At 66.3% G+C, this 18,665-nt stretch carries 10 protein-coding genes; 3 read left to right on the forward strand and 7 right to left on the reverse strand.

Going from position 1 to position 18,665, the window contains the following annotated elements; all coding sequences use genetic code 11:
- Window positions 1–15: 15 nt before the first annotated feature.
- The gene (locus ABV408_RS08095) at window positions 16–420 is read left to right on the forward strand and encodes a GFA family protein (protein WP_353981905.1); all 405 of its coding nucleotides are present in this window, start codon (window positions 16–18) and stop codon (window positions 418–420) included.
- A gap of 171 nt (window positions 421–591) precedes the next feature.
- Window positions 592–1,068, forward strand: a complete 477-nt coding sequence (locus ABV408_RS08100; RefSeq protein WP_353981906.1) for a YbhB/YbcL family Raf kinase inhibitor-like protein — start codon at window positions 592–594, stop codon at window positions 1,066–1,068.
- Window positions 1,069–1,152: 84 nt separating this feature from the next.
- Here ABV408_RS08100 and ABV408_RS08105 read toward each other — a convergent pair whose 3' ends face one another.
- The 6 genes from ABV408_RS08105 to ABV408_RS08130 form a co-directional block, all read right to left on the reverse strand.
- A complete protein-coding gene (locus ABV408_RS08105) occupies window positions 1,153–2,037 on the reverse strand; it encodes an LD-carboxypeptidase (RefSeq protein ID WP_353981907.1) in 885 nt (294 codons plus the stop codon).
- Between the two features lie 28 nt (window positions 2,038–2,065).
- Window positions 2,066–4,222 carry an EAL domain-containing protein gene (locus tag ABV408_RS08110; RefSeq protein ID WP_353981908.1) on the reverse strand — a complete coding sequence of 719 codons (2,157 nt, stop codon included), beginning with the start codon at window positions 4,220–4,222 and terminating at the stop codon, window positions 2,066–2,068.
- Between the two features lie 114 nt (window positions 4,223–4,336).
- Entirely contained in the window at window positions 4,337–4,729 is a 393-nt protein-coding gene (locus tag ABV408_RS08115; protein WP_353981909.1) for an MAPEG family protein, read from the reverse strand.
- Between the two features lie 86 nt (window positions 4,730–4,815).
- Window positions 4,816–6,243 (reverse strand): TolC family protein, encoded by a 1,428-nt coding sequence (locus ABV408_RS08120; protein ID WP_353981910.1) that lies wholly within the window; start codon window positions 6,241–6,243, stop codon window positions 4,816–4,818.
- 17 nt (window positions 6,244–6,260) lie between these two features.
- Window positions 6,261–7,631 carry an HlyD family type I secretion periplasmic adaptor subunit gene (locus ABV408_RS08125; protein WP_353981911.1) on the reverse strand — a complete coding sequence of 457 codons (1,371 nt, stop codon included), beginning with the start codon at window positions 7,629–7,631 and terminating at the stop codon, window positions 6,261–6,263.
- Complete coding sequence (locus ABV408_RS08130) at window positions 7,628–9,367, reverse strand: type I secretion system permease/ATPase (RefSeq protein WP_353981912.1); 1,740 nt, start codon at window positions 9,365–9,367, stop codon at window positions 7,628–7,630. The genes ABV408_RS08125 and ABV408_RS08130 overlap by 4 nt, the downstream gene beginning before the upstream one ends.
- A gap of 695 nt (window positions 9,368–10,062) precedes the next feature.
- Here ABV408_RS08130 and ABV408_RS08135 point away from each other — a divergent pair.
- Window positions 10,063–17,520 carry a carbohydrate-binding protein gene (locus ABV408_RS08135; RefSeq protein ID WP_353981913.1) on the forward strand — a complete coding sequence of 2,486 codons (7,458 nt, stop codon included), beginning with the start codon at window positions 10,063–10,065 and terminating at the stop codon, window positions 17,518–17,520.
- 58 nt (window positions 17,521–17,578) lie between these two features.
- Here the strand turns inward: ABV408_RS08135 and holA are convergent, their stop codons facing one another.
- Window positions 17,579–18,637 carry a DNA polymerase III subunit delta gene (holA, locus tag ABV408_RS08140; protein WP_207034660.1) on the reverse strand — a complete coding sequence of 353 codons (1,059 nt, stop codon included), beginning with the start codon at window positions 18,635–18,637 and terminating at the stop codon, window positions 17,579–17,581.
- Between the last annotated feature and the right edge of the window lie 28 nt (window positions 18,638–18,665).

The following is an 18,665-nucleotide window of genomic DNA, read 5'->3' on the forward strand; positions in this document are numbered from 1 at the left end:
TCGAAGGAGAGCGTAATGGTCGAGGGCAGTTGTCTCTGTGGAAAGATCACCTATCGAATCGATATCTATCCGGACAAGGTGTTCAACTGTCATTGCCGCTTCTGCCGCAAAGCCCATGGTGCGGACTACGCGACCATGGCCATGGCCGACGCTGCGTCGCTGACGCTCAATGACGAGAGCGGCTGTCTCAGAGAGCATCAGGGTGCTGCCGGTGGCTATCGGGCATTCTGTGCCGACTGTGGCACTCGGTTGATGAACTACTCGCCGGATAGGCAGCGCTTTTTCCTGATCGCGCTGTCGACCGTCGATACGCCGCTGGAGGTGAAGCCGGCTGCGCATATCAATCTCGAATCCAAGGCCCCTTGGTGCGAACCCGCTGCGGGGATTCCCCAATTTCCTGCTTTCCCCGAGGGGGTGTGAGCGCCAACAGGATGCCCAGCGGCGAAAGCCGACTATCCTGGGTGCAGTGTGGTGGCCGGCGTCTTGCGCGCGCGTCCACGCCGGGTTGAATCTCACGCTGATGCCACCACCTCTAATGCACGAGCAGACGCGCCGGCGTCACCGTTCATCGCTTTTCAGGAGAGGAACCCTATGCCTTTTGCACCGTCGAGCATGCACGTCGAAAGTAGTGCCTTCGCGCCGAATGCGCCCATCCCCAAGCGCCACTCGGCTGAAGGCGAGGATCTCTCTCCGGCTCTGAGCTGGCGGGATGCGCCGGCGGGCACCCAGGGATTCGCGGTGATTTGCCATGACCCGGATGCGCCGTTGGTCAAGGATGGCAGCTACGGCTACGTGCACTGGCTGCTCTACAACCTCCCGGCGGACGTGACGTCGCTGGCGGAAGACACCCGAGAGGGCACGGCCGGCGTCAACGATGGCGGTGCCGTTGGCTATGGCGGCCCCATGCCGCCCGAGGGCCACGGCGTGCACCAGTACTACTTCTGGGTGCTGGCGCTGGATACCCTGACCGAGCTGCCCGAGGGCCTGACGCAACGTGAACTGCTCGACGAGCTGGAGCCGCACATTCTGGGCATGAGCCGGCTGGTCGGAACCTATCGGCGTGACTGAATGAGGTCTGTCGTCACCGCGTCATTTGCATACGGCGCCATCCTTGGGGTGGCGCCGTGTGTTTTTGTGCACGGCGTTCAGCTCTCAGGCCGAGAAGTGCAGGCGTGAGTCGACGATGCTGGCCGGCGCGCCGTAGCGCCAGGGCAGGTTGTCGCGGCCGTGACCGATGGGCAGGCCGCTGAAAAGGGGGATGCCGCGCGGCGTGAGCCAGGTCTCGAACAGCGTTTCGAGGCGCAGATCGGCGTAGGGCTCGCAACCTTCGAAGGTGCCCAGGCAGACCGCGCTCGCCGCGTCGAGGGCGCCGGATTGTGCCAACTGCCACAGGTCGCGCTCGAGACGATAGTAGGGCTCGCCGACATCCTCGAGGATGACGATGGCCCCCGGCGGTGCGCGAAACGCTAGCGGCGTGCCGGCTACGCTCGCCAGTACCGCCAGATTCCCCCCCACCAGCGGGCCACTGCTGCGGTGGTCAGATGCCGCGGTGATCGCGGTCAGCGCCACGCTGGGGGGCGCTGCGCCCTGCAGCAGGCCCTTGAGCGCCTCCAGGTCGCGGCGGCTGGCGGTGCGTACCGCCGGCTCGTCGGCCACTAGCTTGAGCCCCTCTTTCATCACCGGGCCGTGGATCGCCGGCAGGCCGTGGCGCAGGCACTGACTCAGCAACACGCTGAGATCGGAGTAGCCGATCAGCGGTTTGGGCGGCAGGCGCGACCAGTCGATCTCGGTGGCCAGATGGGCGCAGCCATAGCCGCCGCGCACGGCCCACACCGCGTCGGTGTCGGGGTCGGCGTAGGCGGCCTGCAGTACCGCCAGGCGGTGGGCCACGTCCCCGGCGAGATAGCGGCAGCGCGCCTGCAGCTGTGGCGGAAAACGCACGCCGATGTCGAGCTCGGCCAGCGCCTCGGCGGCTTGATCTAGCAGTTCGGGGGCGGTGAACGAGGCTGGAGCGACCAGACTCAGCGTCAACGACATAGAGCGCTCTCGGGCAGCGGGTGGAGCCCTACCTTAGCCTGCCCCGGGGAGCGCGGCCAGTGCCGTCGGCGCAGGCGCCGAGGCGTTCGAGCAGGGCCTCCATGGGCATCGGTCGGCCCAGGAAGAAGCCTTGGTACTGCTTGATGCCCAGCGCCTGCAGCAACTGCCACTGGGCCTGCGTCTCGACCCCCTCGGCGATGGTGTCCAAGCCGAGTAGGTCGCATAGCCCCACGATACCCTCGAGTAGGTGGCGCGAACGCGGGTCCGCCTCCAGGTCGCTGAGGAAACTGCGGTCGATCTTGATGGTGTCGAACGGCAGACGCTTGAGATAGCCCAGCGACGAGTAGCCGGCACCGAAGTCATCCATGGCCACGCGAAAGCCTTGTCTGCGCAGCTCCTCGATGCGTGCCTCGGGGGCTCGGGTATTCTCCAGAAAGACCGACTCGGTCACTTCCAGCTCGATCAGTTCGGTGGGGATGGCGTGGCGGCGGCAAGCGCTGCGCAGGGTCTCCGGCAGCGCCTCGTCCATCACGTGCAGCGCCGAGATGTTGACCGCCACCGGAATGGCCTGGCCGCTGGCCGCCAGCCGTGCGGCGCCGCGCGCTGCGTGCTCGATCGCCAGGGTGCCGAGGGCGCTGGCCATGCCGTTGTGCTCGGCCAGGGGCACGAAGGTACTGGGCGGTACCTGGCCGTGGCTCTCGGTGTGCCAGCGGGCCAGCAGCTCGGCGCCGACGATCCGGCTGTGCTGATCGAACTTGGGCTGGACCAGGAAGTCGAGCGTCTCCTGGGCGATCGCGTCGCGCAGCAGCGAGAGCATCGACATCTTTTCCAGATCGTGATGCTTGAGCTGGTCGTGGTAGATCGCAAAGGCGTTCTTGCCCTTGTCCTTGGCCGCGTACATGGCGACGTCGGCGTGCTTGAGCAGGGTCTCGCTATCCTTGCCGTCGAATGGTGCGTGGACGATGCCGATGCTGGCGGTGACGCTGATCTGATGACCGCCGATCACCATCGGCTGGGCCAGGACTTCCAGCAGACGCCGGGTGATCCGCGGGGCCAGCTGGCGGTCGCCGCCTACGTCGATCACCACCACGAACTCGTCACCGCCCCAGCGCGCAATCAGATCGCGGCTGCGCAGGGTGGCGCGCAGGCGCTTGACCATGATCCGTAGCAGGGTGTCGCCGGCCTGATGGCCGAGCGAGTCATTGATGTGCTTGAAGCCGTCGAGGTCGATGAACAGCACCGCCAGGGCGTGGATCGGCGAGACCTGGCGCAGTTGACGCTTCAGTGCGTACTGCAGGGTGGCGCGGTTGGGCAACTGGGTCAGGGTGTCGATGCTCGCCAGGTGCTCCAGCTCGCGCTCCGAGCGCTTGCGTGCCGAGATGTCGCGCAGCACGGCAATATAGTGCACCTGGTGGCTATCGCCGAGGGTGAAGTCACTCAGCGTCAGCTCGACCGGGATGGCATCGCCGCTGCCGGCATCGAACACCCCCTCGTGGTGGTGGCTGCGCTCGCGGCTGACCGCCGTGGCTGGCGGCGAGGAGAGTGCGTTGGCGCTGACGTAGCGGTTGAGCGGTTGACCCAGGATGTCGCTGAGCGGCCGGCTGCCAAGTTCGAGAAAGGCGTCGTTGACCTCGAGAATCTGCCACTGTTCGCCGACCACCAGCATCGGATCGCGGGAGGCAACGAACGCATGCGCGCGCACGCGACTGCCGATATCGCAGACGTTGTCCTCGGCTACCACTTCACGCATGCCGGTGGCAGCCAGCGGATAGCCCTCCGCAGTGCGCAGCGTCACTGCGCCGCGGATTCGCCAGCGCAGCTCGGGGTGACGACGATCGGGCTGCAGGGTGAGATCGAAGCGGTCGTCGAGGCCGCAGATCAGGCGTCGCCATTGATGCACCAGGCGCTGACGCTCCGCGGGTGTCATTGGGCGCAGCAGCTCGCGGAAGTTCAGCTGGGTCGGTGCCGCGTCATGCGCCACGCCCGACGAGAGCAGCCGGCAGAAGGTGTCCGGGAGCGACCAGTGCCAGGGAACCAGGTCGAGTATCGTCAGCGCATCCAGCGGCCACCCGCGTGCCCCCTCGGGACCGTTCGACGCCGTGGCCGTGCCGAGGTCGACCTCCTGCGTGGCTGGCAGCGCCTCGCCGGAATTCCGGCCGAGGAGAGCGTCGTCGTCGATGGGCATGGGGTATGGATCTCGGTCTCTGGCAAGGATAGCGCGTCCTTAACCCGAATCTTATCGACGCCATGGGCTAAAACTTGAACCTGGCCCGGGCATGTCGTGTCCTGGCCGCGGCGCTCACAGGAGCGCCAGGGCGAACAGGCTCAGCGCCGCGAGAAAGGCGACGATGAACACCGTCGAGCGCAGCGTTGCCAGGTCCAGCGCGTAGCACACGCCATGGGCAATCCGCGCGAGCACGAACACGAGACAGGCGGCGCTGCCCAGCCAGCCCCCACCGCCGGCGTAGCCATAGGCGACCACCGCCGCGGTAAACAGCGCCAGCGCCTCCCAGGCGTTCTGCTGGGCGGCCCACAGGCGTGCGCCCTTGCCTTCCAGAGTGGCGTACTGCTGGCGCGGATGATGATTGTCGAGGCCGCCGGGGGCGCGCCGCCGTACGGCGCTGCCCCAGAAGGCCAGCCAGAAGGGGAGCAGGGCGGTGATCAGCAGGCACCAGAGCGGTAGCGTCATCATGGGAATCTTCCTTGAGCCAAGGTGAGTCGTCACGCCGTCTGCGGCGCGAGTGCTTACCGCCAAGGTAGCAGAAGCCGGTCGCGCCGCTAGCTGAGAGGCGGTAGCGCTCGATCATGGCGCTCGAGACGCCCGAGCACGCTGAAGAGCGCGGTGATCGATGCCGAGTCGAGTCCGCCGATGGCGGCATCGAGATGGGCGCGATCGCGCAGATAGGCACACACCGACTCGACATAGCGAATGCGCAGATCGTAGAGCGACGAGCGCGCATCCAGAACATCGACCAGATCGCGCAGCCCGAGCGCCGCGCCGCGCTGGGCAGCGGCCAGGAACAGGCTTGCCGATTCGGTCGAGCGCTGCAGCGCCTGGAGCTGGCGCTGATCCGCCTGCATGCCGCGCAGGCGCTTGCGCACCTCCTGCTGGGCCAGGCGCTGTTCGTCGTCGAGCGCAGCGGCGCCGGCCAGGGCGCTGAACTCGGCCTGGCGGATGCTGGCGGTGGTGTAGCCCCCCTGATAGAGCGGCAGATCGACCTCGACCCCGGCGCTCAGGTCGCGACTGGTGCGCAGCGGATCGTCGCTATCGAGATCGTTGTAGTCGAGCACCAGGTCGACCTTGGGGTAGCGTGCTGCGTGGCGCAGATCGGTATCCGCCTGGGCGACCCGCTGACGGCGCGCGGCCAGTTCGACCTGGGGATTGCCATCGGTCAGCGCCAGCAGAGCGTTCAGCGGGCGGGGCTCGGGATCCAGGGGCAGGGTCTGCGGCGGCTCGATCAGCGCTGGGGCAAAGTCGAGCGTGGCGCCGCTGAGACGTTCGAGATCGCTGACCGCATTGGCCATGTCGCTCTCGGCGGCGGTCTGATCGGCGATCGCCTGATCCAGCCGCGACTGCGATTCGAGCAGGTTGATGCGATCGCCCACGCCCAGCTCGTAGGCGCGCTGGGCCTGGCGCTGCTGCAGTACCAGCGCCTCGCGCTGGGCGATCAGCAGGCCAACCTTGCGTGAGGCCTGATAGGCGTCCAGATAACTATCGATGACCCGTAGCGCGAGATCGCGTTCGGCCACCGCCACCTCGAGCGTTGCCGCATCCACCTGGGTACCGGCCTTGTCGACCTGACGCCAGCGCTCGAGGTCGAACAGCGGCTGGCTCAGGCGCAGGCCCCAGCTGCTGTCGCGGGTGCGTCCGGAGACCCGCTGGGCGTAGTCGGCATCGGGGTAGTCGTCGGGGTTACGGGTATAGATATTGTCGGCATCGCTCATGCGGTAGGCGGCATTGGCGCTGACCTGCGGGCGCAGACGCGCGCGCGCCATCGCAATCTCCTGCGCCACCGCGCGGCTGTCGAGGCGCCGGCTGCGCAGGCCGCTGTCGTTGTCGAGGGCGAGACCCACCAGCGCCGGCAGTGGTGGCAGCGCTGGCGAGTCGGGCTGCGCCAGCACGCTGCCGCTCAGCGCAAGGCCCAGGGCCAGCCGTGGCAGATGTCGAAGGGCCAGACGCCAGAGGGGGAGAAGCGGGGGCGACATGGCTGAGTCGCGGCGCATCACTCTTCTCGCAGCGCGCGGGCGAGCATGTCGTCGAACGGCTTCAGCAGATAGCTGGCGAAGGTCCGTTCGCCGGTCTGCAGCATCACCTCCGCGGGCATGCCCGCAAGTAGCTGCATCGAGGCGTTGATCTGGGCCTGGCCAGCGCTGGTGACTCGAATGCGCGCCTTGTAGTAGTGGGCCCGGGTGGCCTCGTCCTCGAAGGTATCCGCGGAGACATGGGCGACCTCGCCGGGCACCACCTGGGTCAGGCGCTGGTTGAAGGCGCTGAAACGTATCTCGGCGGGTTGTCCGGCATGCACGTTGTCGATGTCGCGATCGGGTATGCGCGCCTCGACCACGAAAGCCTCGTCGGCGGGGACGATCTCCATCAGAGTATCCCCCGAGCGGATCACCGCACCCTGGGTATGGATCTGCGAACCGACCACGGTGCCGGAGACCGGGGCCGCGATGGTGGTCCGGGTCACCTGGTCGCCGAGGGCGGTGATGCGTTCCTGGGCATCGGTCACCTGTGCCTGTACCGTCTTCAGCTCCTCGCCCACCTTCTGGTGGTACTCCTGACGCTGAATCTCCTGCTGCAGGCCGTTCTCGCTGATCTGCGAGCGCAGCTGTGCCACCTCGGCGGCGTGCTGGGCATTCTCGCCGCGATACTGCAGCACCTGGCGCTCCAGCTCGCGCAGATGCTGGTTGTCTCCCAGCCCTTCGCTGAACAGCGTGCGGTAGTCGCCGGCTTCGCCGCTGAGCGAGGCGATGCGCGAGCGGTTGATGCGCTGCAGCGACTCCAGACCGGCAATCTGCTGGTTCATCTGGCGCGCTTTCTCGTCGAGCGCCGCGAGTGCGTCGGCCTGGGATTTGCGGCGCACTTCGAACAGCCGACGCTGGACATCGACCACCGCCCGTACCCGGGGAGATGGGTCATCCAGCAGGCCGGCGGGAAACTCGAGCGTGTCACGATCGGCCTGCTCGGCGTTGAGACGGATCTCGCTGGCCAGCGCGATACGGTACTCGGACTGCGCGATCGCCAGCTTGGAGAGCGGCTGGGTGTCGTCGAGCACGATCAGGGTCTGGCCGGCCTTCACGTGGTCGCCATCGCTGACCAGGATGCGTTTGACGATGCCACCCTCGAAGTGCTGGATCTTCTTGGTCGCGCCCTCGACCGTGACGGTGCCGGGGGCGACCACCGCGACCGCCAGATCGGCGCTGGTCGCCCACAGCACGAAACCGCCCAGGGCGATCGCCAGCAGAGCGAGACCGGCGCGGCAGGTGGTGCGGTCATGGGTCGGGGCGCCGCCCGACGATGTGCCGGGGCCATGTCTAGGACCATGTCCAGGACCAGGGCCGAGTGACAGGGGTGTGGTGGCGGAACTCATGAGGGCGAGGACTCCTGTGGGGGGCGCGTCGTGGCCACGGCGTCGCCGACACGGCCGCGGGCACGCAGGCGCAACGCCTGTACGCCGCCACTGGTGGTAGGCGTATCGGGTCGGGTGCGGGCATCGATGCGCACGATGCGTCCGGCTTCCAGCTGAATGACGCGATCGACGTGATCGAGAATGGCCGGGGTATGCGTGACCACGAACAGCGTCGTGCCCTCGCGCTTGAGCTGTGCCAGGCAGGCGATCAGGGCGCGCTCGCCGAGGGTGTCGAGATGCGCATCGGGCTCGTCGAGAACCACCACACACGGTGAGCCGTAGAGCGCTCGCGCCAGCCCGAGACGCTGACGCTGGCCGCCGGAGAGCACGCCGCCACTACCCTGGATGAGCGTGTCGTAGCCCTGCGCCTGGTGCAGGATCATGTCGTGGACCCCTGCCTTGTGCGCCGCCTTGAGCACTTCGGCGGGATCGAGCGGGCCGAAGCGGGCGATGTTGTCGCCGATACTGCCGTCGAACAGCTCGACGTCCTGCGGCAGATAGCCGAGGTGGGGGCCAAGGCGTTCCCGCGGCCACTGGGCGATGTCGCTGCCGCCCAGGCGCACCTCGCCCTGCTGCACCGGCCAGACGCCCAGCAGCACGCGTGCCAGGGTCGACTTGCCGGCGGCGCTGGGGCCGACGATGGCGACGTGCTCACCCGGCACGCAGTGGAAGGCGATCTCGTGCAGCGTGGCCGCCTGCGCCCCCGGCGGGGCGGCGCTCACCGCGCTCAGCGCCACGTCGCCGGTCGGTGCCGGCAGCGGCATGCGCTCGCTCTCGGCGGGCAGCTTGGCCAGCAGCGCGTCGAGCCGGGCATGGGCGGCGCGCGCCTGAATGAAGCCCTTCCAGCCCCCGATCATCTGATCGATCGGCGCCAGCGCCCGCCCCATCAGAATCGAGCCGGCGATCATCATGCCCCCGGTCAGGCTGCCTTCGATGACCAGCAGCGCGCCCAGACCCAGGACCAGCGATTGGAAGGTCACCCGCAGGGTCTTGGAGAGATTGCTCAACACCCCGGCGCGGTCACTGGCGTGTGACTGGTGCAGCAGATAGGCCTGCTGGCACTGCTGCCAGCGCTGGTGGAGGTTGGGCAGCATGCCCATGGCCTGGATCACTTCGGCATTGCGCAGATTGCTCGCCGCCATCTCCTGGGCCTGCGCATGGGCGCGGTTGGCTTCGCCGAGCAGTCTCTGGGTGCTCTTCTCGTTGATCCACGCCAGGCCCATCAGGATGATCCCCGCGGCGGTGGCAAAGGCGCCGAACCAGGGGTGGAAGAGTGTCAGCAGGCCGATATAGAGCGGTATCCACGGGGCATCGAAAAAGGCGAACAGGGCATTGCCGGCGATGAACTGACGCAGCGTGGCGAGATCGCTGAATGCCTGTGCCGAGGGCTTTCCGGCGCTCGCCAAGGCGCGCTGGAAAGCGGCCTGATAGAGCGGCTCGCTCAGCGCACGATCGAAGCGATTGCCGACCCGCACCAGAATGCGTGAGCGCACTACCTCCAGGCCGCCCATGATCGCGAACAGATAGAGCACGACCAGGGTCAGCATGGTCAGCGTTTCGGGGCTGCGTGTGGTGATGACCCGATCATAGACCTGCAGCATGTAAATCGAGGGAACCAGCATCAGCAGGTTGATGAACAAACTGAAGAACAGCACGCAAAGAAACGAGTTGCGACAAGCGATCAGCGCTTGATGCATGGCTGTCTTTGACGGGGGTCGATTCACATGATGGCCCAGTGAAGTGGCGTGGGGCGCCTGGGAAGGGCGCTTTTTCGGCGTCAGAATGCGGAGATTGTGAAGATATTTGCAAGCCCGGGGCTTCGGTGAATTTTATCAGGTGTCGATTGTATCGATGTTGTCTTGAGCGGGAATTCTATATAAAAATCAATGATTTTTAATCGTGTATCGAAGGCTTTGTGCGTCTGCCTGATGCCTGTGTGCCTAGAACAACCGCGCTGAAGTGGCGATTCAAGGCGGTTTTGTTTCTGTTATCTAGTCTGATGTTTCTCATGCTGCGTTCACGAGAGATTTGGTTGTTCTGACGTTAGTAATGAAATGTTAATACGGTTTATGGCAACGACTTTCGATAAATCAACGGCCTCGGATTTGGCGCCGAGCGGCGTCATTGGATCGGCGTTATCCATTTCCTGAAACTCACCTTCGAGGTGGGAGAAGTTTCAACTTTCGCAGGCTTCAGCGACGGGTTAGTTTCCGTCCAGTCAGACTTTAGTCCCGCCCTCGAGCCGTGGTGTCAGCCGCCCCATGGCTCGGTGATGGGACGATATACCCATCCGCCGGGATCGGCGGGTCTTCTCTATCGTTTCCCGGGACTGTGCGAGCGTGATTCAGGCGCCGCAACTTGACCCTTCACTCCTTGCGTAGGGGCGCTATCCATGTTCTCGCTTGCCATTGTCGATGCCCAATCCGGAACCCTCGTCAGGACGTTGGCGCCTGGCGATGCGGTGACGCGCGAGCTGATCGGTGACGGCTATCGCTTGCAGGTGACGCCGCTCGACGGTGCCGATTTCAGCGCCAGTCAGGTCAGAGGGGTGGTGGTCACGCTCGATGATGCCGGCGGCAACCAGCAGCAGCACAGCACCTTCATCACGCCCTATCGCGTGGCGCTGGATGAGGACACCGGGCGTGGCGGCGCGCTGCTCAAGATCGAGGCGGTGAATGGGGCCGGTACCACGATCCTGGGTAGCGCCCAGACCCAGGCGCTGGAGATCGTCAACGACGAGGGCTGGTCCAGCGATGTCTATACGCTGCAGGGGACCTCGCTGATCGCCGATGACGGCAGCTCGCTGGCGGATACCGGGGTGCGCGACGCGGATCACCGCGAGAGCAGCCCGGCGGCGGGCAGCGACGGGCTGTGGAACGGCCACAGTGGCAGCGGCTATCTCGACATGGGAAGCCAGGTGGGGGATGCCGCCTACTTCGATGTGACGGTGGAGACCGCTGGCATCTATCAGCTCGACGTGCGCTACGCGGTCAGCGGCAGTGCCACCACCTCGCGACCGATGGCGGTCAAGGTGGATGGCGAGGCGCAGGGCGTGCTCGGCTTCACCGGTACCGGCAGCGGCAGTGCCGGCTGGGAGACCTGGAACCATGCGACGCTGACACTGGCGCTGGAGGCCGGTAGCCATCGCATCCGCATGGAGAATCTGCTGGCGGAGGGGCCCAATGTCGACAGCCTGGCGCTGTCGCTGGTGAAGGCGGCGGTCGGCATGCCGCCCAGCTTCACTCTGCAGGCCGAGGATACCGGCCGGGTCGAGATCCATGACCTGGGCGCGAGCACGGACCCGTCCCTGACCCGCGTGGTCGACGCCGCGCACCCCGATGCCGGTGGCAGTCATCGCGCCGGGGCGATCGGCGACAGCTATGTCGATCTGGGCACCAACCCCGGAGACAGCGTCATTTTCCACGCCGAGCCCAGCGTCGAGGGGCTCTACACCGCCACCATTCGTTACGCCAATGGCGGTAGTGGCGACCGCCCGCTGCTGCTCAACCTGGACAACGGCGCCGCCATGCTGGTGTCGTTCCCGCCTACCGGTGGCTGGGCCAGCTGGCGCGAGGTGCAGGTGACGCTTCCGCTGTCGGCCGGCACTAACGCGCTGACCCTGAGCCTGCCCAGCGCCGCCGAGGGCGGCGTCCCCAATGGTCCCAACATCGATCAAATCGCCTTCGACTATGTCGGGGAGATGACCACTCCGCCGACCCTGGTCGCCAGCATCGAAGGTGAAGCGATGGGGCGCGACGACGGCAGCTCGCCGGCGGACACCGTGGTACGCGATGCCAGCCATCCGGAGAGTGATCCTGCCGCCGGCAGCGATGGGCTCTGGGGTGACTACAGCGGTAGCGGCTATCTCGACATGGGGGAGCAGGCGGGCGATGCCGCCACTTTTCAGGTCTCGGTGGTGCAGGCTGGCACCTACGACCTGGTGGTGCGCTATGCCAATGGCGCCAGTGATACTCAGGAGATGAAGGTGGTCGTCGCCGGTGAATCCCAGGGCAAGGTCGCCTTCGTCTCCACCGGCGATGGCGCGAGCGGCTGGGAGAACTGGACCGAGGTGCACTACGCAGTGACGCTGGCGGCGGGCAACAACGCCATTCGCCTGGAGAACATCGGCGCCGGCGGCCCCAATATCGACAAGCTCGAGGTGCACCATGTGGTCGATGCGGTGGTCGAGCCGGGCGAGCGCCCGGTGATCAAGATCAACTTCCAGCCGGCGAATGCGGCCACGCCCGAGGGCTATGTGGCCGACACCGGTCTCGCCTTCGGTGCCCAATCGCTTCAGGTCGATGGCAAGACGCACGCCTACGGCTGGGTCACCGAGGCGTCGATCGCCGACGGCACCGCCAATGGCACCACGCCGATGGGCATCAGCGGCCAGGATCCCGATGCACTTGGCAATCGCGCCGGCACGCTGGCCGGTGTCGACGGCCTGCAGGCGACCTACGCCGGTTTTGCCAAGCCGGGTTACGCGCAGCACGCCGGCTGGGAGATCGAACTCGAGGATGGCTACTACGAAGTCACCCTCTCGCTCGGCGACAGCGGTGGCCGCTACGACAGCGTCAACGTGATCAACGCCGAAGGCGAGGCTTTCGGGCGTCTGGTGCCGATGCGCCCGGATGGCTTTCCCGCCGATCCCAACCCCGCCGATGACAGCCAGGGCTATCGCTCCACGCTGATCACCAAGGTGGTGCATGTCACCGACGGCCGTCTGACGCTGGACTCGATCGGCGCCGACAGCGCCAATACCGAGATCCAGTACCTCGAGATCCAGCCGCTGCCCGATCTCACGCCCGACGACGATCGCGCCGCGCCGCTCGACTACGCCCACTTCACCGATCCGCGTGCGGTGGCCGGGGTCGGTCAGAATCAGGTCGAGGTCGACCTGCAGCCGAGCGACGGCAGCCCGCCTGTGGGGATCGATCCCACCTCGGATATCTTCATCGGTATCTCGGTGGTGGAAGGGCGTGGCGGCGCACTGCTGGAGAGCCTGCAGGACGGCTCGGTGCGGCTTTTCAACACCGTTACCGGGGAGGCGGTGGCGTTCAACATAAATACCACCGGTGGCTTCGACTCCCTGACCATCTCGCCGGTGGATGGGCTCGACCCCTACACCAGCTATACCCTGGTGATCGATGGTTTCCAGGATCGTGGCAGCAACACCGACACCGCGGCGCCGACCCGTGACTTCCAGAAGTTCACCACCACCTTCGTCACCGGTGCCGAGGCCGAAGTCCCGGACAGCGAAGTGGCCTTCAACTCGACCGTGGAGCTGAACGGCGCCGAGGACAACGCCTATCAGTTCACCTCGATGACGCTGTCGCCGGACAGCAGCAAGCTCTACGTCTCGACCATGAGCGGCGAGATCAGACGCTTCGATATCGATCCGATCACCGGCGCCCTGTCCCACGAGCAGACTCTGGCGCTGAACTACTTCCAGGATGATGCTGGCGCCCGCGGCATCATCGGCCTGACCTTCGACCCGACCGATCCCGACGTGATCTGGGTCACCGACAACTACCCGATTCCACTGACCGGGCGCGACAACGGCGTACCCGACTTCAGCGGCCGGGTGAGCAAGATCACGCTGGATCCCGACGACACCGTGTTCAGCGGTAGCGCCCAGACCTACATCACTGGGCTGCCGCGCTCCAACGGTGACCACGTCACCAACAGCCTGGTGTTCCACGCCAACCCGGCCTACGACGCGCTCACCAACCCCGACGTGCCGCCCTATCTGATGTATGTCTCCCAGGGGGCCAATACCGCCATGGGCCAGGACGACAGCGCCTGGGGCAATCGGCCCGAGCGCCTGCTCAATGCGGCCGTGCTCGAGATCGACCCCTACCGCGAGGCACCGCCGGGGGGCTTCGACGTCTCCACCGAACCGCTACCCAGCGACGGCTCCAACACCCGCTATCCGGATAGCGACGGCGATCTCAAGAACGGCCCGATCGACATGGGTGGGGGGCAGTATCTGGTATTCGCCGCCAACGGCACCGCCAGCATGCAGGATGCCGACGGCAACCTGCTGATCCAGTACTACGACCCCTATGCCGTCGATGCGGTGCTCAAGATCTACGCCACCGGCATTCGCAACGCCTACGACCTGGTGTGGCACTCCAACGGTTCGCTCTACCTGCCCACCAATGGCTCGGCGGCAGGCGGCAGCACGCCGGACGATCCGGCGACGGCGGTGAACGAGGGGCTGATCAACGTCGGTATCGAAGACGACTTCCTGTTCCAGATCGAGAAGGGCGGCTACTACGGTCATCCCAATCCGCTGCACGACGAGTACGTGCTCAACGGCGGCAATCCGACCAGCGGCAAGGATCTCAACGAGACCGACGAGTATCCGGTGGGCACCCAGCCCGACCCCAACTACCGCGGCGAGGATGCCTACTCGCTGGGGACCAATCGCTCGCCCAACGGGGCGATCGAATACACCAGCGGGGTCTTCGGCGCCACGCTCAAGGGGAGCCTGCTGTTCGTCGAGTACTCCGGTGGTGACGACATTCGCTGGATCACCCTGGATGCCGACGGCAAGGTCAGCGGCGACAGCGTGCTGCGCGACCCCGACGGCAAGGTGATCAGCTTCGTCGACCCGCTGGATATCATTCAGAACCCGCTGACAGGACAGCTCTATCTCATGACGCTCAATCGTACCAACGGCCAGAGTCAGATCATTCGTCTCGACCCGGTCCCCGGCGACGTCGTGGTGCCGGGCGACGATCTCAAGAGCGTGGCCACGATCCAGGCCGAGGACGACAACCTGGCGACCATCGCCAGCGGCGCCGGCGTCCAGATCGTGATCCGTGACGGCGACAACCCCGAGCCGGCCTCGGCCAATGTCGGCACCGCCTCCGGCGTGCGCCCGGGGGCCTATGGCCTGGATGGCAATACCGATGACAGCGACGGTGTGGTCGGCGGCTATGCCGATTTCGGCAGCACCAACAACGACTTCATCACCTTCGACGTCGATGTCGCGACGGGCGACGCCGGTGCTGCGGTACTGCGGGTGCGCTACGCCAACGGGGGCTCCGGCGAGCGCCCGCTGGAGGTCTTCGTCAACGGCGAGAGCGTGGGCACCTACGGCTTCGCGCCGCCGACCGGGATGAGCAGTGGCAATGCGGCCTGGAACACCTGGCAGACGCTGGATATCCCGGCAACGCTGCTAGCCGGCGCCAACAGCGTCACGCTGCGCTCGGTCAATAACACCGGCCCCAATATCGATCAGCTCGAGGTGCTGGTGCACGACACCACCCCGGGCTACACCTTCTACGAAGCGGAGAGTGCCACGCTTGAGGGCGGTGCTGTGGTGGTACCGTCGACGGTCAGCGACCGCGACGCCTCCGGTGAGGGCTATGTCGATTTCGTCGGCAGCAGTGATCAGACCCTGAGCTGGCAGGTGGAGGTCGCGCGCAGCGGTGTCTACGAGATCGGCTTTCGCTACTCGCTGACCACCGGCAAGGCCGATCGGCCGCTGGCAATGGAGGTCAACGGCAGCGACTATCCGGCGGTCAATTTTCCGGCCAAGAGCGCCACGGTGAGCGACTGGGTCTACCAGACCGTGCAGGTGACCCTCACCGCCGGCAGCAATACCATCGCGGTGACCGCGCCCAAGGCCAATGGTCCCGATATCGATCTGCTGCGCGTGCCCGACGAGCCGCTCAGCGTGGCCGCCGATGGCAAGATCAGCGCAGTCAGCGCCGACCCCGCCTTCTTCAGCGATCGGCTCGCCTTCAACTATCTCGAGGAGAACCACGCCACCGGCACCTCACCGGAGGCCCGGGAGTACAAGGACAGCGGTACGGTCATCGTCACCAATCATGGCAGCGGCGACCTGACCCTGACCGGGGCGACGCTGGATGGCCCCTTCCGGCTGAGCGATCCCGATGCCCTCGAAGGGCGGGTGCTGGCGCCGGGGGCCGCGCTGTCGGTCGAGGTGCTGTTCGACCGTGCGGCCTACACCCCGCCGCGCAACAACGCCGACGACGGCGTGTTCCAGGGTTCGCTGACGATCCACTCCAATGACGTCGATACGCCCACCACCCAGATTCAACTGGCGGGATTCTGGCAGGCCCGCGACGAGGGCGGCTGGGAGCCCAATCTCAACGAGATCTGGCGGGTCTTCGGCTTCGGGAATCATATCGACGGTCTCTCCACCCTCGATGGCGGCGGCGAGTCGGTACTGCAGGACTTCGATCTCTACCGCGCGGTCAACGATGAGGAGGTGCTGTCGCGCTACTGGCAACTGGCCGATGGCGTACAGAGCGCCAAGGTGACCCAGCTCGCGGCGCTGCACGGCTACAGCGGCGCGCTGCTGGCGCTGCACGCACCGGGTGACAAGGGGGAGCGCACCTCGCTGATGAATCACGACTCGCTCTACAGCCAGTCGTTCCTGCCGCATGTCGCCAACGGCAACTATGCCACCGCCACCTTCGACCGCGGCCGCATCCCCGACAGCTGGGCCGGCGACGACGTCTTCGGCATCTCGGTCGCCAACCTCTCCACCGATCCCTCGCTCAACCCGCACGGTGGCGGGACGCCGCCGGCGGAGGATGCGGGTATCGAGCGCGGTTATACCGTGCGCGTGTTCCAGGCCTACGACAGCGAGCACAACGCGATCCCCGATACCTACTTCGTGGTGATGGACTACACCGGGATCAACTACGACTACAACGACAACGTCTATCTGATCCAGGGTATCCAACCGGCGCTACGCTCGCCGTTCAACGACACCCAGACGCCGTGGGCGGTGGATGCCGACGGCCTCACCCTGGATGCCGCGCTGTTCGACGAGGGGCCAGCGCACCTGACCTACAAGGATTCGAGCGAGACCCAGCTGGGCAATCCCGGCTTCCGCGACACCGGGGTCGATATCCAGGGCAACGGCGACGCCATCGGCTGGATCGAGGAGGGCGAGTGGGTGGAGTACACCCTGGAGGTCGACACTGCCGGCGTCTACGATCTCTCCTTCCTGTCCGCCATGGGGGCCCAGAGTGGTACCGCGCGCTCGATCAGTGCCACCTTCGACCAGGGCAGCGGGGTCTATGCCGTGGCCGATGTGGGTGTCGGCTACTCCGGTGGCTGGAGCACTTTCCTGCCTACCCAGGGCCACCAGGTGATGCTCGAGGCGGGGGAGCAGACGCTGCGTCTGACCTTCCACGGCGGCGCCATGAACCTGGCGTCGTTCACCCTGACACCGGCCAGCCAGAGCGCTTTCAATGCCGACGGCAGCCCTTGGACGGTGGACAACGAGTTCACCCTGCAGGCCGCGCTCTACGATCAGGGCGGTGAGGGGGTGGCCTATCACGACAGTAGCGAGACGCAGCTGGGCACGGATTTCCGTGGTGAAGGCGTCGACATTCGTGGCAACGGCGAGGCGATCGGGTGGATCGACAACGGCGAGTGGGTGGAGTACACGCTGGATGTCGCCGAAGCCGGCACCTACCAGCTGTCGTTCGCTGCCGCCACCACCGCCGGCGGGCGCAGCATCACCGCCAGCGTGGCGCAGGCGGGCCAGGTCTACGATAGTGCGACCTCGGCCAGCGTGATCAACACCGGCGGCTGGAACAACTACCAGAGCAATGACGGCGTCACGCTCGATCTGGCGGCGGGGGAGCAGGTGCTGCGGCTGGCCTTCAACGGCGGCGCCATGAACCTGGCCAACTTCACGCTGACCGCCACCGGTGGGTCGAGCGCGAGTGGCAGCAGCGCGCCGAGCGCCGGCGACACGATGCTCGCCACCAGCGACAGCTTCGACAGTGAACCGGCGATGAGCGACGACGTCGCGATCAGCGGCATCGACACGCCCCAGCACGTCGAGATTGCCTGACGCGACGCGGCCCGGCGTATGTCTACGCCGGGCCGCGGCTAGGGGGCAGCGCCGACCGTCAGCCGATGCGGTAGGCGTGGGGCATCTCTGCCAGCAGGCCGCGGCCGCCGGCCAGCGTCAGCGCCAGATCCTGCAGGCAGTCCCACACCGGTAGCGTCAGCGCGCCCTTGATCGCCAGGTCGATGCGCTGGGAGAACAGCAACAGCTTGTGCAGCCGCCGCAGCGGCAGGCGGTTGAGCGCCTGCTGATAGCCGGGGCGGCGCTTTTCGGGAATCATCGGGCGCTGCGCCTTGCAGGCGTGGTCGAGGCTCTGGCCCTGATCGAGATGCTGGAAGATCGACAGCAGGGTGCGCAGCTCACGGGTCAACGACCACAGTACCACCGGCGCTTCGATGCCCTCTTCACGCAGGCCCCCGACGATGCGTGCGACCCGCTCCCGCTCGCCGCGCAGGCAGGCGTCGGTGAGGGTGAAGACATCGTAGCGCGCGCTGCTCTCGACACCGCTGGCGATCGACTCGAGCGTCAGCCGTGCATTGGGCGGCATCAGCAGCGCCAGCTTCTGCAGCTCCTGATCGGCGGCGAGCAGATTGCCCTCGGTGCGCTCGCCGAGCAGGCGCGCGGCGTCCATGTCGAGATTCAGCCCGTGGCGCGTGGCGCGATCGCGCATCCAGAAGCCCAGACGCTGATGATCCACCGGCCACACCGGGACGAAGAGGCCGATCTTGTCGAGCGCCTTGAACCACTTGCTCGACTGCGCCTTGCGATCCAGTCGCTGGGCGCTGAGCAGCAGCACGTTGTCGCTGTCGCCGGCCTTCTCGGCATAGGCCTCCAGCGCCTTGCCGCCCTCCTGGCCCGGTGACTGGCCACCGAGCCGCACTTCGATCAGCTTGCTCGAGGCGAACAGTGACAGGCTCGCCGCCGACTCCAGCAGCTGGGTCCACTGAAAGCCCGACTCGACGTGGAGCACCTCGCGCTCTTCGATACCGCGCTCGCGAGCGACCCGGCGCACCGCATCGCACGCCTCCATGTGAATCAGCGGTTCGTCACCGGAGACCAGGACCACCGGGGGCAGGCGCTTGGCCAGCGCTGCCTCCAGCTTGTCGGGAAAGACCTTCATGAACTAAAACCCTTCATGACCTGAAAAC

The organism is Salinicola endophyticus (assembly GCF_040536835.1).
Lineage (GTDB): Bacteria > Pseudomonadota > Gammaproteobacteria > Pseudomonadales > Halomonadaceae > Salinicola > Salinicola endophyticus_A.